Source organism: Citrobacter sp. Igbk 14 (genome assembly GCF_028069825.1).
In the GTDB taxonomy this organism is placed as follows: domain Bacteria; phylum Pseudomonadota; class Gammaproteobacteria; order Enterobacterales; family Enterobacteriaceae; genus Citrobacter.
Genome location: NZ_JANEWM010000010.1, coordinates 53,064 through 78,015 on the forward strand (window position 1 = coordinate 53,064; position 24,952 = coordinate 78,015).

The window sequence follows — 24,952 nt, forward strand, 5'->3', positions numbered from 1 at the left end:
AGACTGACTGGAATGATTCCGTGAAAGGCACCGCAATGACTCGTAGGCCGGATCGGACGCTTGCCGTCATCCGGCAATAACGCCAGGGGGGTGAGTGAGTATGAAACGCGCGTCTATTATTACGTTAATGCTGATCGGCGCTTACAGCGCTATACAGGCCGCTTGGGCGGTCGATTATCCGTTGCCTCCGGCGAACAGCCGTCTTGTTGGGCAAAATCAAACCTACACCGTGCAGGAAGGCGATAAGAATCTCCAGGCGATAGCCCGGCGTTTTGACACCGCTGCCATGCTGATCCTTGAAGCAAATAACACTATAGCCCCCGTACCCAAGCCTGGAACCCTGATTACCATTCCCTCGCAATTATTGCTACCGGATGTGCCACGCGAAGGGATTATTGTGAATCTGGCGGAACTGCGTTTGTATTACTTCCCGCCGGGAGAAAATATTGTTCAGGTATTCCCCATTGGCATTGGTTTGCAGGGGCTGGAAACACCGGTGATGGAAACCCGTGTTGGGCAGAAAATACCCAATCCGACCTGGACGCCTACACCGGGCATCCGTAAGCGCTCTCTGGAGCGCGGCATAACATTACCGCCGGTAGTACCTGCGGGGCCAAATAACCCGTTAGGACGCTTTGCATTGCGTCTGGCGCATGGAAATGGTGAATACCTTATCCATGGGACCAGTGCACCTGACAGTGTTGGCCTGCGCGTAAGCTCTGGCTGTATCCGTATGAACGCGCCGGATATCAAAGCGTTGTTCGAGCAGGTGCGACCTGGTACGCCTGTCAGAGTGATCAACGAGCCGATAAAGTACTCCGTTGAGCCAAATGGTATGCGCTATGTTGAGGTGCACAGGCCGTTGTCACCGGAAGAGGAACAAAACGTTCAGACCATGCCCTATGTATTACCGGTAGGTTTTAATCAGTTCAAAGAGAATAAGGCCGTCGATAACAGTTTGGTTGAGAGAGCTCTGTATCGTCGTGCGGGTTATCCCGTGACCGTTAGTGCCGGGCAGACACCTGTCGTTGCCAATGGACCAGAAGTGAAATCAGCGCAGAACGGTGCGCCAGGGGAGGATGCGCAGATGCGCACAACGCAGTAACAGGGAAGAAAATAACGGGCAAAAAAAATGGCGCACAATGTGCGCCATTTTTATTACACAGATACTATTACTTGCGGTATTTAGTAGCTGCGTTGTCCAGACGCTGGTTAGCGCGAGCTGCGTCATCTTTAGCAGCCTGAACGTCGGAACGCATTGCGTTCACGTCGTTGCTCAGCTGGTCAACTTTAGCGTTCAGAGTCTGAACGTCAGAAGACAGCTGATCGATTTTAGCGTTGCTGGAGCAACCTGCCAGCAGAGTAGAACCCAGGATTACCGCGCCCAGTACCAGTTTAGTACGATTCATTATTAATACCCTCTAGATTGAGTTAATCTCCATGTAGCGTTACAAGTATTACACAAAGTTTTTTATGTTGAGAATATTTTTTTGATGGGAATGCACTTATTTTTGATCGTTCGCTCAAAGAAGCATCGAATTGTGCAAAAACAGCTAAAAACCCGAGAGAAAACAGAAAGCTTCCATCGGATTCATCTTAGATAATCTCGGATTAGATAGTGAAATCCGATTTGATTTTTTATTAATCGTGGCTATCAAGAAAATAAAAAAAGCGCCGCAAGGGCGCTTTTTAAGCAAATTAATTCGCGATGGAATTATTACAGCACGTGAACAGATGCCGTATTGGTCGTGCCGCTCGGAACCAGTGCGCCGGAAACCATAACAACGACGTCACCTTTCTGTGCCAGACCACTTTCCAGAGCCACTTCTTTGCCCAGACGGTAGAAATCATCAGTAGAGGTGATTTCTTTAACAACCTGTGCAACGACACCTTTGCTCAGCACCAGCTGGCGAGCGGTAGTTTCATTGGTGGTCAACGCCAGGATGGTTGCATCCGGGAAGTATTTACGCACAGCACGTGCAGATTTACCGCCCTGGGTTGCCACGACGATCAGCGGAGCATCCAGTTTTTCTGCAGTTTCAACAGCACCACGGCACACCGCTTCAGTGATGCGCAGTTTACGGCTGTCATTATTGAAGTCCAGGCGGCTGGTCATCACACGGTCGGTACGTTCGCAGATGGTGGCCATGATGGTCACAGCTTCCAGCGGGTATTTACCTTTCGCGGATTCGCCAGACAGCATAACGGCATCGGTACCATCGAGGATGGCGTTCGCAACGTCGCCGGCTTCAGCGCGGGTCGGACGTGGGTTTTTGATCATGGAATCCAGCATCTGGGTCGCAGTGATAACGACCTTACGTGCACGGATACATTTCTCGATGATCATCTTCTGCGCGAAGATAACTTCTTCAACCGGGATCTCAACGCCCATGTCGCCACGAGCAACCATGATGCCGTCGGACGCTTCGAGGATTTCGTCGAAGTTGTTCAGGCCTTCCTGGTTTTCAATCTTGGAGATGATCTGGATGTTTTCGCCGCCGTGTGCTTTCAGGTGCTCACGGATTTCAACGACGTCAGAACGTTTACGGATAAAGGAGGCCGCAACGAAGTCAACGCCTTGCTCACAACCGAAGATCAGGTCCTGTTTGTCTTTTTCAGCCAGTGCTGGCAGGGCAATGGAAACGCCTGGCAGGTTAACGCCTTTGTTTTCACCCAGATCGCCGTTGTTCAGCACTTTACAGATAACTTTGTTACCTTCAATAGCGGTAACTTCCATGCCAATCAGGCCATCATCAACCAGTACGGTGTTGCCGACAGACAGGTCTTTAGTGAAGCCTTCGTAGGTAACAGCAACGATTTCGTTGTTGCCCACAACAGATTTGTCGGTAGTGAACGTGAAGGTCTGGCCCGCTTTCAGAGAAACGTCGTTGCCGCCTTCCAGCTTAATGGTACGGATTTCCGGACCTTTGGTATCGAGCAGAATCGCGGCTTTTTTACCGGTTTTGCTCATGACGTTGCGCAAATTCTTGATGCGCTGACCGTGTTCTGCGTAATCACCGTGGGAGAAGTTCAGACGCATGACGTTCATGCCCGCGTCCAGCATTTTGGATAACATCTCTTCGGATTCGGTTTTCGGACCGATGGTGCAAACAATTTTCGTCTTTTTCATGACAGTCTTAGTCTTTAAGTTGAGAAGGATATGGAAATCTGGCTTCCATCGCGCACGGATGGAAAGCTAAACCTGAGTTACGAAAGTTGTGATGCCTCGCTCTAAGAATAGGTGACATCGATAAAGCGTGCAGAGGAATGTGTGCTTGCGTTTCAGCCCAACGGGATGGTGAGTTTTGTAGTCGTTGAGTTTTACAGGTCAATGTGCTGAAACCATTCAAGAGACAATTGGCGCGCATTATACGCTGAAAATTATCAAAAAGGAAAATGGAAACAGCGTTTCAAAAGAGTTCTGTGCAGTTTAACAAAGAATCTGCATTAAATTGTTTCAGGTTGGTTAACAAAACACCGCCCAACGTCAGGCGGTGTTGCGCAACAAGAAAAAATAACCTGTTGCAAACTCAGTATTCAGACGACTTAGTCGAGCAGCTTTCGCCCCTCAAGATCGATATTGATGTCCTGCTTATGCGCTTTCCGATACCACAGAATCGCCAGACCGATTACAGACCAGATGCCCCCCAGCGTCAGCGCGTGAATGTTCATATTCATACAGACATAACCGATGACGACCATGCCCAGCACAGGAGAGATCACGTGAGGGAAAAGGCGACGATGTTCTTTCATCTTTACGTTGTAGAGCACAAAGACACACAGGTTTACCACAAAGAAGGCGAAAAGCGCGCCGAAGTTAACAAGGGTGGATATGGATTCAATTTTCCCGGAAAACAGGTAGCTAAGAAAGAGTGTCACAGCCCCGGTGAACAGAATGGCATAGTCAGGTGTTTTTCTTTTATTGTGTACGTGCGCCAGGAATGTGGGCAACATTTTGTCGCGCCCCATAGAGAACAGAACGCGGGATACGGCGGTTTGTGCCGTAATGATATTGCCGACCGCGCAAACGAACGCCACGATGATAGAAAATGCGACTTTAAGCCAGATACCGCCAACATCACCTGCAATTGTGAAGAAGGCTTCGTTTGTTTCAGTGCCGTCGGCAAAGCTGTCTATTTTGCCGGTGGCGAATGCGGCAAACGTCACCACAATAATAAACAGTACGGTGGCCAGGATCAGGGCGAGAAGAGTTGCCTTACTGACCGCTTTTCCGCCGCCTTCGCTTTCTTCGCTTAAGGTACTGATGGCATCAAACCCGAGGAAGTTGAGTGCCGCAACAGAGATAGCGGTAGCAATTAAGCCAGGCGTAAACCACTGAGAGTCAAAAAAGGGTTTGAAAGAGAATGACACATGGCTGCTATCGAGCATCAGCAGACGCAAAATCAGCACCACAAAAATGGCCAGAATACCGAGTTGAATAAAGACCAGCAGCTTGTCGAATTTAGCCGTTTGTTGTATTCCCAAATAGTTTATGCCCGTTCCTATGGCCACATAAATTAACGGCCACACCCAAATCGGTATTTGCGGAAGTATGGCATGAACAGCAACACCGCCCAGCACGGCAACCAGCGTAGGGAATAACAGATAATCCAGCAGCAAAATCCAGCCGGTGAGAAAACCCACCGCGGGGTTGATGCACACGCCCGCATAGGTATAAGCCGACCCGGAGGAGGAGATGTGCTTTGACAATGTTGAATAGCTGTGGGCGGTAAAAAACATCGCGATAGCGCCAATAATATACACCAGCGCGACCATGCCATGAGATAAATTATAGACGACACCATAGAGAGAAACTGGCGCGATCGGAACCATAAATACCAGCCCGTACAGCACCAAATCTGTAAGAGATAACTTTTTGATTTTACTCATAGTAAACACCTCAATTCGTGTTAATCAAGGGCGCGTAAAAACTCACGGACCGCAGTGAGGCAAGGCCCGGTATTTTCTTCATGCGGGTTATGGCTGCTGTCAGGAATCGTGACGCCCCGACAATGGGTTATATGGGTAATAAGCGGTTGAACGACCTGCGATGTCGCCTGATCGTGCTCGCCATGAAGGACTAATCCAGGGCATTGAATCTTGTGCAATGAATCGGTGATATCCCACTGTGCCAGCGTGCCATTGACCGCCAGCTCATTGGCGCCCCACAAAATGTGGTAAGCCGTGGGGTCGGCGGCGAATTGCGCATTAGCACGCTGAATATGCAGCGGTTCTTGCTGCAGGGAATAAACATGCCTGGCGTAATAGGCACTAAGCTGTTCAGGCGGATGCTGATAGATTTTTGCCTGCATAATGACATCGTCTGGCATTGTATCCGCGCCAGCCGTGAGTTCTTTAAACAGTCGCAGGACTTCACTTTGCCAAAGTGGGATGCTGGCAGGAGAGCTAGCGTATATCACACCACCTAATCCTTCCGGCTGCGTGCAGGCATGCTCTGCTGCCAGCATGCCTCCCCAGGAGTGTCCGAGTAATGAATATCGCTGGCCAATATTCAGATGGCAGATTAATTGCTGGAGTTGCTGAAGATAGCGTTCTATTGTCCAGAATGAGGCCTCCGCCAGCGGGAAATGCGTGGAACGACCGCAGCCATATTGATCGTAAAATACCACCATGCGTCCATCATCAGACAGCTGGTGATAATTTAAAAGATAATCAAAACCGCCTGATGGGCCGCCATGTAAAATAATTAATGGCATTAATGAAGATGCCGGATCGCCGTAGATACGATAGCTGGTTAATATGCCATCGTAAAACATTTCACCATATTTGTAGTGACTTTGCATATTTTTAACCGATACAGAGAGAAAAGGGCAGGTGATTCAATAATCACCTGCAGACAGACGCTTATTTTTTAATTGATTGCAGAACGTTACACCAAAATGGCGTGTAATGTTCCCATTGCATAAATTGTGGACTACCCCAGTGCGGCGCACAATCACTGGCAAAACAACCGACTTTCCCTTTATTGTATTCACCGAGAACTAATAGCGGGTCGTCATTTATTTTGACCAGCGTTGTCGCGTTTACTTTGGCGTGCAGTTTGTTATAACCGAGTAAGGGGGGCCACTGCGTCAGATCTTGCGTAATGACATGTTGCTCATCAGTGTTGATTGGGCTGCATCCTTCTGGAATTTCAACGCGATCGTCATAGTCCAGCATTTCGACAGGCAAAACGTCGGCCAGCAAGGTGTTTTTATAATTCGCTTTAGCTTCAATGCCGGTGAAGGACAGATATCCGCCAATCATTAACAGACCGCCGCCATTGGAGACATATTCTTTAATCAGCGCTAACGCATTCGGGATGATATTCATCTGATAAAAGGTTTTGTTTTGCAACAAAAAGGTATTGCTGCCAATATCACTAATCACGATCGCGTCGTATACGTCGAGTTCCGCTACGGTTTGCGGAAAACGAGTTTGTACAATATGCGCTGGCATATAGTCGATAGTAATATTTTGCTGGCGCAGACAGGATAAGAGATAGTCAGCACCTTCTTCGTATTTACTGGATGTGAAGCTGTCATATCCCTTAGAATGAATCATATGAATATGCCATGACTCACCGATAAATAAAATTTTCATACTGATATCCTATTATTTGATATTAACAATTTCATGCGATTGAGTGCGCATTCGGTGCAGTACCTGCTCATGTTGCGGCATGCTCGATGCGCCTTCTTGTTCTACTGCCAGTGAAGCAAAGGCAGAGGCATACTGAATGGCTGACACAAGGTCTGATTTCCGGGAAAGTGAGGTGGCCAGTGCGCCATTAAATGCGTCACCCGCGCCTGCGGCATCCTTGACGACGGCACTCCAGGCGGGGATAAACAACGTTCGGTGATGTTCGCACAGCAATGATCCTTGCGCGCCAAGAGTGATGATGACCTTCTTAACGCCTGACTGCAGAATGATATTCCCTGCTTTTTTGGCATCATCAATACCGGTAATGGTAATACCTGACAAAAATGAAGCCTCAGTTTCATTAGGTGTCAGGATATCGATGGAAGATAATAAATGGTGGATATTTTTAGTATAGGGTGCTGGATTAAGAATGATAGTTTTGTTTTCTAATTTACCCAGGCGCACGAACTCTTCAATAGCATCGATATTCGTCTCCAGTTGCATCAGCAGGACATCGGCTTCAGAGATATAACCCTGCTGTTCATTAATTTCTTGTTTGCTCAGCGTCATATTAGCGCCGGGATAGATGGCGATGATATTATCACCATCCTCCGCTGAAACATAAATGAGTGCACTCCCGGTGGGGGCATCATCGGTTTGATAGGCACAATAAGAGTTGATGCCCGATTGAATAATATGATTGAGCGCGAAAGCGCTGAACTGATCTTTGCCAACTTTAAAAATAAAATGGACATCAGCACCCGCATTATTTGCGGCCAGAGCCTGGTTGGCACCTTTTCCTCCCGGATAAAAACCGAACTGGCTTGCGAGGATAGATTCACCGCTCTGAGGCAGCCACGGCACAGTGGCGGATACGTCAATATTAAATGAACCTAAAATACAAACTTTGCCCGACATTTTAGCCCCTTCTTTGTTTAAGCGAATATCTTTGTTTGCCGGAGTTGCTATAGCGCCGGAGATATCTATTTTATTTTCAGTAATAAGTTTGCTTAACGCCTGACGATTAACAATACCACCACCGTAACAACGCACCAGCATTCCTGTCTTCTGAAAATAATAAAGATCTGAACGAATAGTCTCCTGGCTCACATTAAAAAGAACGGCAAGTTTACTTACGCTTACGCTATGATCTTTGATCAACAAGTTAAGAATAGTGGCGCGCCTTTCTTCTTTAAACATTAAAGCCTCCGTGTATTTCGTTGAATTGTATTTAGAGTAATGTTGACATGTGGTGAAATGAATCACAGATCATGCTGTAAACCGGAAGCAAAACCAAATTATCACGCAGGGTAAAAAGACATTTTCATTTTATTAGTTCTTATATGCTTACACTTGTGGGGCTATAGTTTGTGATGATTGTCATATCTCAGTGATGCAATTTTTGAACGCTTCTTATAAAGGTGTTGGCTTTCTCGATTCAGTTTTAAATAACCACGGTTTGGTCAGTTAAAAATCAGTGAGTAAATATTTCAGAAGAATTTTTCATGCTGTCAGCCCACTCGGATGTGGAAGTGAACGCGGACTGAGTCTCTTGTTACGGTATGGATATTCCTTAAAGTTATATCAAATTCGTTTTAATTCATTTTAAAACACCATCTTGCTGATTACACTCATTTGGACATCCATACTGCTAAACAGCTAAAAGCACTAGCAGGATAACAATAAGCAGCAGCGGATACCCAAACGACATGATTGTCCTGAAAAATATTTCGAAAGTGTTTACGCCAGGCAGGCTTTCCATTACCGCTGTCGATGATGTCAACCTGACGGTTGAGCAGGGGCAGATTTACGGGATCATTGGCTACAGTGGTGCAGGGAAGAGTACCTTGATTCGCCTGCTGAATGGTCTTGAGAAACCCTCGTCCGGCAGCGTGACCATTAACGGCCACGATATTTCTGCCGCACGCGGGGAATCGCTGCGTCAGGCACGGTTGAAAATCAGCATGGTGTTTCAGCACTTTAATTTACTGTGGTCACGCACCGTCAGTGAAAATATCGCTTTCTCTATGCAAATTGCCGGTGCGCCGAAAGCGATGATTAAGGCGAGAGTGGCCGAGCTGATTACCCTTGTCGGTCTGAGTGGTCGCGAAAATGCGTATCCATCGCAGCTCAGCGGCGGCCAAAAGCAGCGCGTAGGGATCGCCCGCGCGCTGGCGAATAATCCTGATGTACTGCTCTGTGACGAGGCCACATCAGCGTTGGATCCGCAAACCACCGATCAGATTCTGGAGTTACTGCTCGATATTAACCGTCGCTTCAAATTAACCATTGTGTTGATCACCCACGAGATGCATGTGGTGCGCAAAATCTGCGATCGCGTCGCGGTGATGGAAAACGGCAGGGTAGTTGAAGAGGGCGATGTTCTTACTGTCTTTACCCATCCACAGCAGCCAATTACCCGACAGTTTGTCCGGCAGGTGAGCCAATACACCGAAGAGGATGAGTTTAATCCGCAACTGGCAAGCGAACTGGGCGGTGTCGTGATCAAGTTAACTTTTACCGGGCAGCGCACTCACCGACCGGTGGTTGGAGAACTCACCCTGCGCTATGGCCTGCCGTTTAACATTTTGCACGGCAAGATGACGCAAACCGCGCATGGCGTGTTCGGGCAGCTTTGGGTGCACGTCGTGGCTAGCGAAGAACAACTCAGCAATATTCTGGCCGACCTGCACCACAGCGACATTGAAGGCGAGGTGATTCAACATGCCTGAAGATCTGTTTCCCCATCTGAAGTGGGACCAACTGCTGGCAGCGACCCAGGAAACGCTTTACATGACGGCGCTTTCTGGCGCGGCAACGTTTGTCCTTGGGATTGCGCTCGGGATGGCGCTGTTCCTGACCGCGCGCGGTGGATTATTCCAGAACCGCGCCTTGTATAGCGCGATCTCGCTGGTGGTCAATATTTTCCGCTCGATCCCGTTCATCATTCTGATCGTGTTGTTAATACCTTTTACCAAAACGATTGTTGGCACCATTCTCGGTGCAAATGCCGCATTGCCCGCGTTGATTGTGGGTGCTGCACCTTTTTACGCACGCCTGGTCGAAATCGCCCTGCGTGAAGTAGATAAAGGCGTTATTGAAGCGACGCGCTCGATGGGCGCACGTCTGACGACGCTTGTTTTTCGGGTTTTACTGCCGGAATCCTCACCCGCTCTGGTGTCCGGGATCACCGTGACGCTGATTGCTCTGGTTAGCTACAGCGCGATGGCGGGGGTGATTGGTGCCGGTGGTTTAGGGAACCTTGCTTATCTGGAAGGATTCCAGCGCAACCACAGCGACGTCACGCTGGTGGCGACGGTAACGATTCTGCTCATCGTCTTCATCATTCAGCTTTGCGGCGATGTGATCACCTCTCTGTTAGATAAACGCTAATAAAATACGGAAACCATCATCATGAAAAAATCACTGACATTACTCGCAGCAGCAACCTTAAGCGCCCTGAGCTTTGCTTCCTGGGCTGATACGCTGACCGTTGGCGCGTCAAACGTACCCCATGCGGAGATCCTTGAGCAGGCCAAGCCGATTCTGGCGAAGCAAGGGATAGACCTGGAGATTAAACCATTCCAGGACTACATTCTGCCGAACACCGCCCTGGCGGGTCGTGAGATTGATGCAAACTATTTCCAGCATATCCCGTACCTGAATAGCGTGATTAAAGATCATGCTGGCGACAAATCCTATGATTTCGTTAGCGCAGGGGCGATTCATATTGAGCCGATTGGTATCTATTCGAAAAAGGTGAAGTCACTGAAGGATCTGCCGGAAGGTGGCAAGGTGATCATGCGTGATGCGGTATCTGAAGAAGGTCGTATTCTGTCGATTTTTGAAAAAGAGGGTGTGATCAAGCTGAAACCGGGAGTGGATAAAGTGACGGCGCGCATTAGCGACATCGTAGAGAACCCGAAAAAGCTGAAGTTCTTACCTAACGTTGAAGCAGCGCTGTTACCGCAGATGTATAACAATGAAGAAGGGGATGCGGTCGTGATCAACGCCAACTACGCAATCGACGCCGGGCTTGATCCGGTGAAAGATCCGATTGCCGTCGAAAGCGGTGAAAACAACCCGTATGCCAATATCATTACCGTTCATCGCGGTGATGAGAAGAAAAAGGATATCGTGGCGCTGGTTGATGTGCTGCACTCAAAAGAGATCCAGGACTGGATCCGCACCAAATATAAAGGCGCGGTTATCCCGGTTAATAACTGATCCGTTTATGCCGTACCCGGCCTACGATGTGCTGTAGGCCGGATAAAACGCGTTAGCGTTGCCATCCGGCACCCGAGTTACACTCGTTCAAGCTTCGCTGGCAACCCCTGGCGCACTGCGGCTCCTGAAACCCAATCCAGCCAGGTGTTGGCCACTTTTCGTGTCGGATCCGCAAAACCCAGATCGTTGATATTGATTCCCGACTTTATCTTTTTATCAAACGGCATCGGCTCACCGTCGAGCGTATGCTGCGCAGCGCCCATCTCTTTATGCCCATAGCCATGCTCAATCGCGATTACCCCTGGCATCACGCCATGCAGTAAGCTGATTTGCGCGTCAACCTGCCCGCCCGGCGTGGTGATGCGAACGGTATCGCCGTGAGATAAACCATAGCGCTTGCCGTCCTGCGGGTTAAGCGCCACCAGATTGACTGGCTTAAGATGATGCAGCCTGGGGATCACGGCCGACGCGCTGGACATGGTATTCGATTTAAATGAAATCAACTTCAGCGGCCATTCCTGCTCAGGGAATAGTTCCTCCACTGAACGTCCGTCAGAGAGTCGCGAAGGATACCAGGCCGGACAGCCGCTGTAGCGTTCACCGGTAATCGCATGACGGTGTGCAGCGACATCCGCATTCCAGATTTGCAGCGGTTTTTCCCACGCATTACCGACGCGGTTATCGACCCGACCACTGTTGTCTGGTGCAAAACGACCACCGCGCGAATAGATAAACGCTACGCGACTCACCTCATCGGCTTTTAACGTTTGGGTCATCATCGGCAAAATTCGTTGCACCCCGGTGAGCGCGATATCCTCTTCCCGTGCCTCTGCCACCGGCGCTTTGCCCATAAAGGCAATGTTGGCGGCAAGTCGCAGATAATAATCTTCAGCGCGGTTGAGCGGATACACGTTGCCCTGCGGGTCGGTAATGGCATTGTCGCCAAAGCCGGGGAGACCAATGCGCTTTGCCACCGCGATGCAGAAAGCCTCCATCGAGACGGGTTGACCGTCAACGGTCTGACGGGTAGCAGGCCTGACCACAGGCCAGCGGGCGGTGGTGGCTTTACTGGCGACACCGGCCCACGGGGCGCTGAATCCCCAGCTTTCGAAGTTATGCGTGTCCGGTACGATGTAATCCGCAAGCGCGGTTGTTTCGTTCATGAACGCATCAATCGCGATAAACAGCGGTAAACGCGCAGGGTCTTTAAGCTTTTCTTCTGCCACGCCGCGTAAGCCCGCAATCCCATAAAACGGGTTGGTCATGTTGGAGATCCAGGCCTTTAGCGGATACGGATAACCTTCCAGTGCAGAAACCAGTAATTCGGTAAGCTGGCCTGCGACAAATGGATACCAGGGCGCTTTGGCCGGGAAAGGCGATTGCCCGGTGGCGACTTTGTTGCGGTACTCTTCGGAAGACTCATAGGCTGTCTTGCTGCGGGCAATGCTCAGACCTTTAGGTTTCACCTTCCCGGCAAAACTGTCCATATTGTAGCGCGGGCCGTCAGTTGCACCGTTGAACTTACCGCCGCCGACGAACACGCCGCCTTCGAGGCTCAGGTTCCCGATCAACGCATTAAGCATCATCACCGACCAGGCATTATAAAAACCGTTACCCGCCATCATCCCGCCGTGGGTGATCACTGCTGCTTTTCGTCCGTGACGGGTGAAAGCATCGGCCAGCGCGCCAATGTCTGCCTCAGAAACACCACACTGCTGGCTGTATTGCGCCATTGACAGTTTCTCAGCGGACTCTTTCAGACACTGGAAGCCACTTTTTACCGTGACCGTTTGCCCCCCGGCCAGCGTGACTTCACGGGAGATGAACAGCTGGGCACGTTGGCAACTGCTGGCGGCGACGATCTCTCCGGCTTCGTTAATGACGGTGGGTTCGTTGGCGGCGTCTGCGCGTAAATGCGCCAGCGTTAGATGCTGACCGGCGAGCGTTGGAATTTCATCGGTAATGACCAGATGGGTAGCGTTGGTCCAGCTTTTTTCCCCGGCCTGCTTCATGGCCTGTATGTCAGGAATCGCCAGGTAATCAGCGTTATAGCGCTGCTTTTCAATTATCCAGCGGATCATCCCCATCGCCAGTGCGGAGTCCGTCCCTGGGCGTACGGGCTGCCAGTGCCCACGATCGTCGGCAAGCACTGTCGTTAGCGGGAGGGCTGGTGCAACCACAACATAGCGGAAGTCATCACGTAAACGGGCACTGGCAAGCTGGCGAGCCTGGCGCTTAAACGGGTTGCCGGATTGTGCTGGAGATGTCCCCATAAACAACGCAAATTCGACATTATCCCAGTCGGGTTTTACGTGGGTATTTTTATCCAGATCGCCCATCAACGCGCCAGACCCGGCACGATAGGCCAGACCACAGTACGCGCCATGTGCGCCGAAGTTTTTGCTGCCGAAACTGTTCAGGGCAAAGCGGCGCAAAAATGTATCACGTCCTTCATCACTGGTATTGGTGACCAGTAGCTGATTGGATTTTGGGCCGAAACCGGGGTGTCGGGCATCAATCGGCGTATCGGGATCGTGGATCGCGCGCAGACCGTCAACGTGGCCTTCGCCGAACAGATCGCCGCCTTCCACCACTTCTTTGATCAGTTGCTCAAAGCTGATGCGCTGCCATTTGCCTTCGCCACGTTTACCCACGCGTTTCATTGGCTCCAGAATACGCAGTGGGCTGTACAGGCCTTCAAGTAACGTTGCACCGCGAGCGCAGGCGGTGGAGCGGGCATCGAGGCCGGTTTCGCCCGCCAGTTGTTCCATCGCGGCGGCAAAGGGAACAGAGGAGTCAATGTGGTGTTCGTGAGATAGTGGATGGTACGGGTTGCCCGCAATACGCAACACTTTGCCTTGTTCGCTATCAACACGGACACGTACGCCACATTGCGTCCAGCAGCCGAAACACTGCGTCATGGAGATCACCTGCTGCGGGTTCTGTTGCCAGCGCGGTTGGGCATGTGCTTCGGGGATGAGTGCATTACCAAAGATACGATCGCGGGTTATTTTTCCTGATGTTCCATCAAGCAAACCATCAATCGCGCGCTTCGCCACGTCCCGATAACTCAGGCCGAAGGTCACCATGCCCCCGACAGCAAGACCGACTTTTAGCCAATGACGACGAGTTAAATTAGCCATGTTGCATTCTCCTTGCGATCGCGTTCAGGGCTTCACGGACCATAATGATCAGTGCGACCCACAGGCCAAAAGTGCCAAGAATAGCCAGCCAGCCATCAGTGCCACCGGGCAGGGTATAGGGGTTAAACTGGGCGTTAAATTTCGGTACGGTCTGTACCTGAATGAGCAATGTCCAGCGCATCAGCCAGCACAATGCCATTGCGCTTATTGCCAGCAAAATACGTAATGGCAGTGATAACGGATGGCGTAACACCAGGGCGCAAAGACCCAGTGAGGTAACCCAAAGTGCAATCCAGCCAATGGCGTAATGCCGCGCAGAAGCCGCCACATCCAGCCACTGGCGAATCGCTGACCCCGATAGCGTGTTGCCACTTGCCCACATCACCACCACGATAGCCAGCGCGCACAGCGTGACTATCTGGCCCCATGCCAGTCTGCGCGGTAATGTTGTCCCTGCGTTTTTCACCGTGGCGATAAGCAGGGCAAGGAACGTTTGCAGGGCACTGAGGAACATCGCTACCGGGAAGGCGTAGCTGAACCAGATCGGACGCGCCTCGACAATAGAGACCTCGCGACCGGTATAGACCAACAGTCCAATAGCCGACAACGCACTTCCCACGGCCAACCATTTGGTGACGCTGTAACTTTTGGCGGTTAATCGCTTAACGTGTTGTGCTATAAACCACAGTCCTAAAAACCCGGTAAACAGCGGTAAAAATAGCGCCCCCCACGGCATCCATGACCACGGTGTCGGGTAGGCATAGAAATGCCAGACGCGTGCCGTCTGGTGTAAATCAGCCGTCAGTGCCAACGGTGCAGTAATCGCGCAGGTCAGGGCTACCAGCAGCGTGAGGTTTTCTAACTCCGGCCTCTCCTTTTTGCGCCAGTGGAGCACGCAGGCAAACAGTGCCGCGCAGGCGGCAATGCCGATAAAAAAGAAATATTGCACAGCCCAGGGTAACCAGCTTACGTCCTGTGGATGCGTCAGAACCTCTTCGATAATCAGGGTAGGGTTCATTTAAACCTCCTGCCAGAGCGCGGGCTGGGCGCGCCCCATTAATGGTGTCACAAAGGCCTCATCCAGGCCCAGATAGAACACGTGCGGCGAGGTGCCACTTTCCGGTTTCAGGACCTTGATGGCGTCATGATGTTGCTGCAGGATTTGAGAAATCCGGCTGTGTGGATCTTTGATATCACCGATGATGCGCGCGCCGCCAACGCACGACTCGACGCAGGCCGGGAGCAGGCCCGCTTCCAGTCGATGAACGCAAAAAGTGCATTTATCGGCGGTTTGCGTTTCATGGTTGATAAACCGTGCATCGTATGGGCAGGCCTGCACACAGTAGGCGCAGCCAACACAGCGTGTGTTGTCGACAACCACAATGCCATCTTCGCGCTGGAAGGTAGCCTGCACCGGGCACACCGGCACGCAAGGGGGGTTATCACAATGGTTGCACAGGCGCGGCAGCAGGACGTTGGTGACGTTTTGCTGACCTTCAAGTTGCACCTGATACTGATTCACGTTGGTACGAAACTCACCTTGCGGCGTCTGGTTTTCAATCGCGCAACTCACGGTGCAGGCCTGGCAGCCAATACACCGACGCAGATCGACCAGCATGCCGTAGCGATGCTGGGGCGATCCTTCATGTCGTTCAGGCGAAAAGGGAAACTGGGCCTGTGCCAGGGGAACCAGTGATGCGCCAGCGGTCAGGACGCCCAGTTGCTGGAGAAACTGCCGTTTACTGCTGTCCATATTTTCTCCCGTCACGATGCAACAACGAAACATTGGTCACGCCGTTGATTTGCGTGTGATGAATAAAGAATCTCAATGATTTACAGTGTAAAAATCGTGGCAGGGGCAGCTCTATTGTGGTTAACCACATACCCGGCTTGTTGTTGATCTAAAACAACATAATTGACAGGGATAATTCAGTGGGAAGTAACATCGTTCGATGCCTGACGCTATTGGCCTCCGTGTGGATGCTCAGCAGCGTGGCATGGGCAGGTTCGTGGAATGTGGGTGTTTTAGCGATGCGTGGAGAGGTCTCTACACGTACCCACTGGCAACCGCTGGAAACTCTGTTAAATCAGCAAATCCCGGGCGAACAGTTTCATATTCAACCGCTGGATCTGCAGCAGATGCAGGAGGCGGTTAACCGTGGAACCGTCCAGTTTGTGGTCACCAATCCTGCGCAATTCGTGCAGCTCAACAGCCATGCAGCGCTTCGCTGGCTGGCATCATTACGCTCTACGCGTGGCGGAAAGGCAACCAGCAACGTGATTGGCAGTGCTGTCCTCGTCAGGCGTGACAGTGGGATTGTGAATGCACACGACCTGATTGGTAAAACGGTAGGTGCTATTGATGCTCAGGCATTTGGCGGTTATTTGCTGGGATACAAAGCACTCAGCGATGCTGGTTTGCGCCCTGAGCGTGATTTACGTCTGACGTTTACCGGCTTTCCTGCCGATGCCTTGCTGTATTTATTACGTGAAAAAGCGGTTCAGGCGGTGATTGTGCCCGTGTGTCTGCTGGAAAAAATGGATGAAGAAGGGCTAATCCGCAAAGCGGACTTTAGGCCCGTGATTACCTATCCAACGTCAATTCCTTGCGTAACCAGCACGCCGCTCTATCCTGACTGGTCGTTTGCTGCCTTGCCCGCGGTCAGTGATGAACTCGCCGATCGCGTGACGCGGGTACTGTTTAACGCGCCACAAAACGCCGTCTTTCGTTGGGGCGCGCCGGCCTCGACCCGCGAAGTAGAAGCTTTACTGCGCGATGTCCGTCAACACCCACAGCAGCGCCAACTCTGGCTGGATGTCAAAAGTTGGTTTATTCAACATCGTCTGGCCATGGGGGCAGCGGGTATCGTCCTGTTGTTGCTGACGCTCAATTACATCTGGGTCATGCTGTTGGTCCGCCGGCGCGGAAGACTGCTTGAGCGTAATAATGTGTTGTTGCGCAAACAGGAACAGGCGCTGGAAACCGCGCGTCAAATGAGTGTGCTGGGCGAGATGACGTCCGGATTCGCTCATGAACTTAACCAACCTCTTTCGGCTATCCGCCACTATGCACAGGGCTGTCTGATTCGTCTGCGTGGCCAGGATCAGCAGCATCCGTTGTTACCCGCCCTTGAACAGATTGACGCGCAGGCGCAGCGGGGCGCCGATACGCTACGCAATTTACGTCAGTGGGTCAGTCAGGCGCAGGGAAATCCGGTGATGACCGACGACTGGGAGCCTATTAACGTTCATGATGCGATCTATCATGTCTGGCAGTTATTACGCATGGCACAGCAATTCCCGACGATAGCGTTACAAACGCAGGTCGACAATTCGCTCACGGTTACACTGCCGACCGTTTTGCTGGAGCAGGTTCTGGCTAATCTGGTACTAAACGCGGCTCAGGCGGGGGCAAAAACGGTGTGGTTCTCCGCGTACAGTGAGGAGCATGGTGTGCGCATTCTGGTGCAGGATAATGCCGGAGGGATCGACGATGCGCAGTTATATCAGGCATTCCAGCCCTTTATGACCACCCGCAAGGAAGGGATGGGACTCGGGCTGGCCATTTGTCAGCGACTGGTTCGCTACGCAAATGGCGACATTAGCATCAAAAATCACCCAGCGCCTGACGGCATGGCGGGGGCAGTGGTGACATTACATTTTAAGCAAACACAGGAAGGAGGGCCTCGTGGCAATAATTCATCTGTTGGATGACGATATAGCGGTGACTCAGGCCTGTGCATTTTTACTGGAAAGTATGGGGTACGAGGTACGTTGCTGGGAGCAGGGCGAAACGTTTTTGGCTCAGGCCGATCTGCACCAGGTCGGCGTATTGCTGCTGGATATGCGCATGCCGGTACTGGATGGACATGCCGTGCATGAAGCAATGCGTCAGCGCGAGAGCACCCTGGCGGTGGTATTTCTTACCGGGCATGGTGATGTGCCCATGGCGGTTGAACAAATGAAACGCGGAGCCGTCGATTTCTTACAGAAGCCGGTTTCAGCTGCGCCGCTACAGGCTGCGCTGGAAAATGCTTTGCAGACCTCGGCAGCGGCTTTTTCGCGACAGGAAATCGTTGCTTGCTATCAGCAACTTACACCGAAGGAACGAGAACTGGCGAATCTGGTTGCAAAGGGATTGATAAATCGGGAAATCGCCGATGCCATGAATATTGCCGTTCGCACGGTTGAAGTGCATCGGGCGCGGGTGATGGAAAAAATGCAGGCCGGAAGCCTTGCCGAGCTGGTAAATCGGCTTCAGCGGATCCAGTAAAATTGTGACATTTATTTGATTTTCATTGGATTTTGTCTAATTCGCCAGAGTGATATATGCTGTGGGTTTGAGTTAATGACGAGCGGGTGAATATGGGAAATCAGACCAAAGACGACGAGCTGTACCGCGAGATGTGCAGAGTAGTCGGTAAAGTAGTGCTGGAAATGCGCGATCTGGGGCAAGAGCCTAAGCATATCGTCATTGCTGGCGTACTGAGAACAACCCTCGCCAATCAGCGTGTGAAGCGCAGTGAGTTAGAAAAACAGGCCATGGAGACGGTGATCAAAGCATTGGCCGGTTAATCCATAAAAGAGGTCGGTAGAAATATTCTGCCGTCCTCTTATTTTCATCTTCGTTATCTTCCAATAAATATAATTTAGTTCGGTCACTAAAATTACAAACTTCGTTGTATATTTTATTATATATCGATTGACATATAACACAGTATTTGTGATTGCACTCCCAATTATTTTTCATGCATATGAAATGTTATTTCAATCTCGCTTAATGATAATAAATATCACTCCACATTAATTATTTTCCTTCCGATTTTTAATTGATAACGATCAAGGTTACAGGGGGGGAATAACCACATTATTTATCCGCCTAACCCTAAAGGATTATACCCGTGTTTAGGGTATGGATTGATTCAGTTTAACCACCGTCATCTGTGCGATCAGGTTAGGGCAAAAATTCACGTGTTGTTGGCAACATTTATGGCCGATTTGACCTGATCTGCATTCATTAAAATTAGCCTGGATCTGTTGCTACTACAGCGTTTGCGAAGAGGATGCGAAATAAATGAACCAGGTTGATCGTCCATTTTTAGATTGTGGTTTAACGCGGCTTGAGTTTCTGCGTATATCAGGGAAAGGTCTGGCAGGATTAACGATTGCCCCCGCTCTGCTATCCCTTTTTGGTTGTAAGCAGGAAGATATCGACAGCGGCACCGTCGGACTTATCAATACGCCGAAAGGGGTGCTGGTGACTCAACGGGCTCGCTGTACTGGCTGCCACCGCTGTGAAATTTCCTGTACTAATTATAACGATGGCGCTGTTGGCACCTTCTTTTCCCGCATCAAAATTCATCGTAACTACTTCTTTGGCGATGATGGAGTCGGGTCCGGTGGTGGGTTGTACGGCGATTTAAACTACACCGCAGACACTTGCCGTCAGTGTAAAGATCCCCAGTGCATGAAAGTCTGCCCGATTGGCGCAATTACCTGGAAACAGGAAGACGGTTGTATTGCCGTAGATCATAAACGCTGTATTGGCTGCAGTGCCTGTACCACGGCCTGCCCATGGATGATGGCGACCGTTAATACCGTAACGAAGAAATCCTCAAAATGTGTTTTATGCGGGGAATGCGCTAATGCTTGTCCGACTGGGGCATTAAAAATTATTGAGTGGAAAGATATTACTGTTTGATGGATGGCAGGGCTGCCTGATACGCGTCATTTATTGCCAGAAAATTGCAGTTTTTGAATAAAAGAACTGCCTGAAAGGTGGCGAGTATATCTATCGGACCTTCTTGCAAAGGAAAACATGATGGCTAATGGTTGGACAGGTAATATTTTACGGGTCAATCTCTCCACGGGTAATATCACCGTTGAAGATTCCAGTAAATTTAAGAAATTTGTCGGTGGGATGGGCTTTGGCTATAAAATTATGTACGACGAAGTCCAGCCAGGCACCAAACCTTTTGATGAAGGAAATAAGCTGGTTTTCGCGACCGGGCCACTAACCGGTTCAGGCGCACCCTGCAGTTCTCGCGTCAATATCACCTCATTATCGACATTTACCAAAGGCAATTTAGTGGTCGATGCCCATATGGGCGGTTTCTTTGCCGCACAAATGAAATTCGCGGGCTACGACGCCATTATTATCGAAGGGAAATCACCGTCTCCGGTTTGGATCAACATCAAAGACGATAAGGTCAGCATCGAAAAAGCGGACTTCATATGGGGTAAGGGTACGCGCGCAACCACCGAAGAAATTTGCCGCATCACCAGCCCGGAAACGTGCGTTGCAGCCATTGGTCAGGCGGGTGAAAATCTCGTTCCGCTTTCCTGCATGATTAACAGCCGTAACCACAGCGGCGGGGCCGGTACTGGCGCAGTCATGGGGTCGAAAAACCTGAAGGCCATTGCGGTAGAGGGGACCCAGGGGGTCAATATCGCCGATCGCAAAGAGATGAAGCGGCTTAATGACTACATGATGACCGAGCTTATCGGCGCCAACAACAACCATGTTGTGCCGAGCACGCCACAGGCCTGGGCTGAATACTCTTCACCTAATTCGCGCTGGACGGCCCGCAAAGGGTTGTTCTGGGGCGCGGCGGAAGGAGGGCCAATCGAAACGGGGGAAATTCCACCGGGAAACCAGAATACTGTCGGTTTTCGTACCCATAAATCCGTGTTTGATCTCGGCCCGGCCGCTGAGAAGTACACCGTCAAAATGAGTGGCTGCCATTCATGTCCAATTCGCTGTATGTCGCAACTCAATGTTCCCCGTGTGAAAGATTTTGGTGTGCCGAGTACCGGCGGGAATACCTGCGTGGCGAACTTTGTACATACCACTATTTTCCCGAATGGGCCGAAAGATTTCGACGATAAAGACGATGGGCGCGTCGTAGGAAACCTGGTTGGCCTGAACCTGTTCGATGATTATGGTATTTGGTGTAACTACGGTCAGTTGCATCGAGACTTTACGTACTGCTACTCCAAAGGCGTCTTTAAGCGGGTGTTACCTGCGGCAGAGTATGCAGAGATCCGTTGGGATCAACTGGAAGCAGGCGATCCGAATTTTATCAAAGATTTCTACTATCGACTAGCGCATCGCGTAGGTGAACTCAGCCACCTGGCTGATGGCTCTTACGCGATTGCAGAACGCTGGAATTTAGGCGAAGAGTACTGGGGTTACGCGAAGAACAAACTGTGGTCGCCGTTTGGGTTCCCTGTTCACCATGCGAACGAAGCCTCGGCGCAGGTGGGGGCGATCACCAACTGTATGTTCAACCGCGACTGTATGACGCACACCCATATCAACTTTATCGGCTCCGGTTTACCGCTGGCGCTACAGCGCGAAGTGGCGGGCGAACTGTTTGGTTCACAGGATGCCTACGATGAAACCAAAAACTACACCCCGATTAATGCCGCCAAAATCAAATACGCCAAATGGACGCTGCTGAAAGTCTGTCTGCACAATGCGGTTACGCTGTGTAACTGGGTCTGGCCAATGACGGTTTCGCCACTGAAGAGTCGAAACTATCGCGGAGACCTTGATCTGGAAGCGAAATTCTTCCAGGCCGTAACGGGGGATGAAACAACGCAGGCTAGTCTGGATTTGGCCGCGGAGCGCATTTTTACCCTGCATCGTGCTTATACAGTCAAGTTGATGCAAACCATGGATATGCGTAATGAACACGACCTGATCTGCTCCTGGGTGTTCGATAAAGATCCGAAGATTCCGGTCTTTACTGAAGGGACTGACAAGATGGACCGGGAAGATATGCGTCAGTCGCTTACGATGTTCTATCAGGAAATGGGCTGGGACCCGGCGTTGGGCTGCCCAACTCGCGACACCCTTCACCGCCTCGGCCTTGAGGATGTGGCAGCCGACCTGGCTGCACACAATCTGTTGCCGGCGTAAGGAACGCAGATGACGTACGTGAGTAACGACCTGGCCCCTGCAGAGGATGCGCCTGGTGATGACGTGGATAGCCAAAAGAGACAGTGGCTGCACGCGTTACACCAGCCTGTCGCACACCGGAGTGCGTCACTCATTCAGGAACCTACCAGCCCGGAGTCGATAGTGGCGGATTTTATCCGCCAGTATTCTGCTTCAGGTCAACTGGTGGCACGCAGCGTGTTTCTGTTGCCACCTTATTCGGTTCCTGAAAGTGACCTGGCTACGCTGCTGGACGCGATGCGTCAGCACGCATCCGACGCAGATATTACCTGTATCGAGGGCTCAGAGGATACCTACTTCTACTCGACGCAAACCATGACGGCAAACTACGCCGAAATGTGTGTGCAGGTGGTGGAAAATGATATCTGCCGTGCCATTGCAGAAGCGGTACGTTTTGACTGCCAAACGTATCCTCGCCCCTATAAGGTCGCCATGCTGGCGCAGCCGCCATACCACTTTGAACCTGAGCAGGTTACGGCGGCGCTCATGGCCATGGAAACGCATCCTGATTATGCAGACATACGTGCTGTGGAATCGTCGAATGCGGAACCTTATCTGTTTAGCGAGCGTTTTATGAGTTACGGCAAAGCGTATGGCCTGTGCGAATGGCTTGAGGTTGAGCAGTATCAGAACCCCTGAATTTTTCAGGTTGATGTCATGGAACGTGTGGACGATCACTGTCACAGCATTAGAGGATAACCCGATGTCCTTCACCCGACGAAAATTTGTCATTGGCATGGGGACGGTGATTTTTTTCACCGGCCCAGGCCAAAACCTGTTAGCGAGTACGAAGAGTACTAAAGACGTTCGTTATGTCATGATCCACGACGAATCATTGTGCAACGGATGTAATATTTGCGCCCGAGCGTGCAGGAAAACGAATCATGTTCCTGTTCAGGGGAGTCGTTTATCGATAGCCCATATCCCGGTAACGGATAACGATAACGAAACGCTGTATCACTATTTTCGTCAGTCCTGTCAGCATTGTGACGATGCCCCCTGCATTGAGGTGTGTCCTACCGGTGCTTCCTGGCGAGATGAAAACGGGATTGTGCGAGTCGATACCTCTCGTTGTATTGGCTGCAGTTACTGCATTGGCGCATGTCCGTATCAGGTACGCTATCTCAACCCACAAACCAAAGTGGCGGATAAATGCGACTTCTGCGCCGAATCACGTCTGGCGAAAGGTTTCCCGCCAATTTGCGTCAATTCCTGTCCAGAACACGCGTTGATTTTTGGCCGTGAGGACAGCCCGGAAATTCAGACCTGGTTACGGGAAAACAAGTACTACGAATATCAACTTGCAGGCGCCGGGAAGCCCCATCTGTATCGTCGGTTCGGTCAACATTTGATTAAAAAGGATAATGTATGAACGCGTCGCAGAATGCCGAACAGTTTCACGCACAGCTTGCGCAGTACGTCCCGATGTTTTCGCCGGATTACTGGCCCGTCTGGCTAGTTTTCGCCGGGTTAATGCTGGTAGGGATGTGGCTGGTGCTGGCACTCCACGCGATGTTGCGCTTTCGTTCAGCGAATAAAGCGTCTGCAGGACACGGAGAGAAGGTCTATTTATACTCGAAAGCTGTCCGTTTGTGGCACTGGTCGAATGCGCTGTTATTTCTGTTGCTGCTGGCCAGCGGCCTGCTAAACCATTTCACCGCGGTCAGTGCCCCAGTGATGAAAAGCCTGCTGACCGTGCATGAGGTCTGTGGCTTTTTGCTGCTTGCCTGCTGGATTGGTTTTGTCCTGATTAACCTGATTGGGGGGAACGGACATCATTATATTATTCAGCGTCAGGGCTGGATCGGCCGGGCGCAGAGGCAGACGCGATTCTATCTGTTTGGCATTATGCAGGGCGAAGCGCATCCATTCCCGGCATCAACGCGTTCGAAATTCAATCCGTTACAGCAGGCAGCGTATGTCGGCGTGATGTACGGTTTGCTGCCGCTACTGCTGATCTCCGGGTTGCTATCCCTGTACCCACAGGCTGTGGGCGATCTGTTCCCTGGCGTACGTTACTGGTTGCTGCAGGCGCACTTTGCGCTGGCGATCGTGAGCGTGTTTTTCATTTTTGGGCATCTTTATCTCTGCACGACAGGACGCACTCCGGGCGAAACCTTTAAGTGCATGGTGGATGGCTATCACCGGCATTAAGAGATGATGATTACTCGTGGTGACTTACGGGCCTGGCGCGTCGGGCCCGTGATGTATCGCTGGTTTCTGCGTGCGTTTCCTGAGGGAGGCAGCTATGCGGAGGTGCACCGTGCACTCCAGCTGGAAGGGTATAGTGACTGGGCAGATAGCCTCGTGGAATACGGCTGGTCAAGATGGCAGGATGAAGAGAATTTTGTCCAGCAGGATATCTGTGCGATGGGCCGTGTTGTCTGTCCGCAGACGGCAGACGACATCGGTAAACAATTGGCGAGTGCGGCTGATGGCGACAGTCTCGGTAGCGCGGGTGATAACATCAAAATCGTCAGCGCCGGGTACGCTGCGCAGATTGCCAGTGCAGGTTACAGCGCACGTATTGGCTGCGTGGGTTATAACGCTCATGTTGCCAGCTCCGGTGAGCGTGGTCGTATTGCCATCGCGGGAAACTCCACACGTGTCAGTAGTGTGGGAGGCGGTACACGGATGGCCAGCACGGGGATGCGGGTGCGCATCAGTTCGCTGGGTGACAGAAGTCGTATCGCCAGCAGTGGTGATTTAACCCAGATAGCCAGTTTTGGCGCAGCGTCGAAAATAGCCAACTGCGCGGACAACGTGCAGATCATGGCTAACGGGGAAAACACCGTTATTGCCAGTACTGGCGTGGTCGATTCGATAATCCTCGGCCCCGGTGGATGCGCGGCGCTTGCCTATCACGACGGTAAGAGAATGCGTTTTGCGGTGGCTATTGAGGGGGAAAATAACATTCGCGCAGGGGTGAAGTATCGGCTCAACGAAGACCATCAGTTTGTGGCATGTTGAGCCGTGG

23 protein-coding genes are annotated in these 24,952 nt (G+C 51.1%); 13 read left to right on the forward strand and 10 right to left on the reverse strand.

The window, feature by feature from the left end:
• The first annotated feature begins 100 nt into the window (after window positions 1–100).
• On the forward strand, window positions 101–1,105 hold the full coding sequence (gene ldtE, locus NNN64_RS05950; RefSeq protein ID WP_271440814.1) for a L,D-transpeptidase LdtE: 1,005 nt from the start codon (window positions 101–103) through the stop codon (window positions 1,103–1,105).
• A gap of 67 nt (window positions 1,106–1,172) precedes the next feature.
• Here the strand turns inward: ldtE and lpp are convergent, their stop codons facing one another.
• From lpp to NNN64_RS05985, 7 genes are all read right to left on the reverse strand, one after another.
• Window positions 1,173–1,409: a murein lipoprotein Lpp gene (gene lpp / locus NNN64_RS05955; protein ID WP_003029373.1), complete on the reverse strand. Its 237-nt coding sequence runs from the start codon at window positions 1,407–1,409 to the stop codon at window positions 1,173–1,175.
• A 308-nt stretch (window positions 1,410–1,717) separates the two neighbouring features.
• The gene (pykF, locus tag NNN64_RS05960; RefSeq protein WP_137383325.1) at window positions 1,718–3,130 is read right to left on the reverse strand and encodes a pyruvate kinase PykF; all 1,413 of its coding nucleotides are present in this window, start codon (window positions 3,128–3,130) and stop codon (window positions 1,718–1,720) included.
• A gap of 7 nt (window positions 3,131–3,137) precedes the next feature.
• The gene (gene ynhH / locus NNN64_RS05965; RefSeq protein WP_245163452.1) at window positions 3,138–3,332 is read right to left on the reverse strand and encodes a protein YnhH; all 195 of its coding nucleotides are present in this window, start codon (window positions 3,330–3,332) and stop codon (window positions 3,138–3,140) included.
• Window positions 3,333–3,546: 214 nt separating this feature from the next.
• The gene (locus tag NNN64_RS05970; RefSeq protein ID WP_271440787.1) at window positions 3,547–4,890 is read right to left on the reverse strand and encodes an APC family permease; all 1,344 of its coding nucleotides are present in this window, start codon (window positions 4,888–4,890) and stop codon (window positions 3,547–3,549) included.
• A 20-nt stretch (window positions 4,891–4,910) separates the two neighbouring features.
• Window positions 4,911–5,804, reverse strand: coding sequence for a proline iminopeptidase-family hydrolase (locus NNN64_RS05975; RefSeq protein WP_271440788.1), 894 nt, complete (start codon window positions 5,802–5,804; stop codon window positions 4,911–4,913).
• A 61-nt stretch (window positions 5,805–5,865) separates the two neighbouring features.
• Window positions 5,866–6,603, reverse strand: coding sequence for a glutamine amidotransferase (locus tag NNN64_RS05980; protein WP_271440789.1), 738 nt, complete (start codon window positions 6,601–6,603; stop codon window positions 5,866–5,868).
• Window positions 6,604–6,615: 12 nt separating this feature from the next.
• Window positions 6,616–7,842 carry a PfkB family carbohydrate kinase gene (locus NNN64_RS05985; protein WP_271440790.1) on the reverse strand — a complete coding sequence of 409 codons (1,227 nt, stop codon included), beginning with the start codon at window positions 7,840–7,842 and terminating at the stop codon, window positions 6,616–6,618.
• 509 nt (window positions 7,843–8,351) lie between these two features.
• Here NNN64_RS05985 and NNN64_RS05990 point away from each other — a divergent pair.
• Genes NNN64_RS05990 through NNN64_RS06000 form a run of 3 tightly spaced genes read left to right on the forward strand, consistent with a single transcriptional unit; the run spans window position 8,352 to window position 10,869 of the window.
• The gene (locus NNN64_RS05990) at window positions 8,352–9,374 is read left to right on the forward strand and encodes a methionine ABC transporter ATP-binding protein (protein ID WP_271440791.1); all 1,023 of its coding nucleotides are present in this window, start codon (window positions 8,352–8,354) and stop codon (window positions 9,372–9,374) included.
• A complete protein-coding gene (locus tag NNN64_RS05995) occupies window positions 9,367–10,035 on the forward strand; it encodes a methionine ABC transporter permease (protein ID WP_271440792.1) in 669 nt (222 codons plus the stop codon). Before NNN64_RS05990 ends, NNN64_RS05995 begins: the two co-directional genes overlap by 8 nt.
• 21 nt (window positions 10,036–10,056) lie before the next feature.
• Window positions 10,057–10,869, forward strand: coding sequence for a MetQ/NlpA family ABC transporter substrate-binding protein (locus NNN64_RS06000; RefSeq protein WP_048211834.1), 813 nt, complete (start codon window positions 10,057–10,059; stop codon window positions 10,867–10,869).
• A 77-nt stretch (window positions 10,870–10,946) separates the two neighbouring features.
• Here NNN64_RS06000 and ttrA read toward each other — a convergent pair whose 3' ends face one another.
• From ttrA to ttrB, 3 genes are read right to left on the reverse strand one after another with little or no spacing between them, the layout of a single operon-like run.
• Window positions 10,947–14,012 (reverse strand): tetrathionate reductase subunit TtrA, encoded by a 3,066-nt coding sequence (ttrA, locus tag NNN64_RS06005; protein ID WP_271440793.1) that lies wholly within the window; start codon window positions 14,010–14,012, stop codon window positions 10,947–10,949.
• Window positions 14,005–15,030 (reverse strand): tetrathionate reductase subunit TtrC, encoded by a 1,026-nt coding sequence (ttrC, locus tag NNN64_RS06010; RefSeq protein ID WP_271440794.1) that lies wholly within the window; start codon window positions 15,028–15,030, stop codon window positions 14,005–14,007. The genes ttrA and ttrC overlap by 8 nt, the downstream gene beginning before the upstream one ends.
• Window positions 15,031–15,765, reverse strand: coding sequence for a tetrathionate reductase subunit TtrB (ttrB, locus tag NNN64_RS06015; protein WP_333908960.1), 735 nt, complete (start codon window positions 15,763–15,765; stop codon window positions 15,031–15,033).
• A gap of 227 nt (window positions 15,766–15,992) precedes the next feature.
• Between ttrB and ttrS the strand changes: the two genes are divergently transcribed.
• The 9 genes from ttrS to ydhT all read left to right on the forward strand — a co-directional run bounded on the left by ttrS (window position 15,993) and on the right by ydhT (window position 24,945).
• Window positions 15,993–17,726, forward strand: a complete 1,734-nt coding sequence (ttrS, locus tag NNN64_RS06020; protein ID WP_271440816.1) for a tetrathionate respiration histidine kinase TtrS — start codon at window positions 15,993–15,995, stop codon at window positions 17,724–17,726.
• Window positions 17,701–18,285: a tetrathionate respiration response regulator TtrR gene (gene ttrR / locus NNN64_RS06025; protein ID WP_271440795.1), complete on the forward strand. Its 585-nt coding sequence runs from the start codon at window positions 17,701–17,703 to the stop codon at window positions 18,283–18,285. Before ttrS ends, ttrR begins: the two co-directional genes overlap by 26 nt.
• A 92-nt stretch (window positions 18,286–18,377) precedes the next feature.
• Window positions 18,378–18,587 (forward strand): fumarate hydratase FumD, encoded by a 210-nt coding sequence (fumD, locus tag NNN64_RS06030; protein WP_040233753.1) that lies wholly within the window; start codon window positions 18,378–18,380, stop codon window positions 18,585–18,587.
• 499 nt (window positions 18,588–19,086) lie between these two features.
• Entirely contained in the window at window positions 19,087–19,713 is a 627-nt protein-coding gene (locus tag NNN64_RS06035; RefSeq protein ID WP_048211828.1) for a ferredoxin-like protein, read from the forward strand.
• Between the two features lie 120 nt (window positions 19,714–19,833).
• Window positions 19,834–21,936 carry an aldehyde ferredoxin oxidoreductase gene (locus NNN64_RS06040; protein WP_271440817.1) on the forward strand — a complete coding sequence of 701 codons (2,103 nt, stop codon included), beginning with the start codon at window positions 19,834–19,836 and terminating at the stop codon, window positions 21,934–21,936.
• Window positions 21,937–21,945: 9 nt separating this feature from the next.
• A complete protein-coding gene (locus NNN64_RS06045; RefSeq protein WP_271440796.1) occupies window positions 21,946–22,614 on the forward strand; it encodes a YdhW family putative oxidoreductase system protein in 669 nt (222 codons plus the stop codon).
• Between the two features lie 64 nt (window positions 22,615–22,678).
• Window positions 22,679–23,347, forward strand: coding sequence for a 4Fe-4S dicluster domain-containing protein (locus NNN64_RS06050; protein ID WP_271440818.1), 669 nt, complete (start codon window positions 22,679–22,681; stop codon window positions 23,345–23,347).
• Window positions 23,344–24,129 carry a thiosulfate reductase cytochrome B subunit gene (gene phsC / locus NNN64_RS06055; RefSeq protein WP_115643466.1) on the forward strand — a complete coding sequence of 262 codons (786 nt, stop codon included), beginning with the start codon at window positions 23,344–23,346 and terminating at the stop codon, window positions 24,127–24,129. Before NNN64_RS06050 ends, phsC begins: the two co-directional genes overlap by 4 nt.
• 3 nt (window positions 24,130–24,132) lie before the next feature.
• A complete protein-coding gene (ydhT, locus tag NNN64_RS06060) occupies window positions 24,133–24,945 on the forward strand; it encodes a protein YdhT (RefSeq protein ID WP_271440797.1) in 813 nt (270 codons plus the stop codon).
• The last annotated feature ends 7 nt before the right edge of the window (window positions 24,946–24,952 follow it).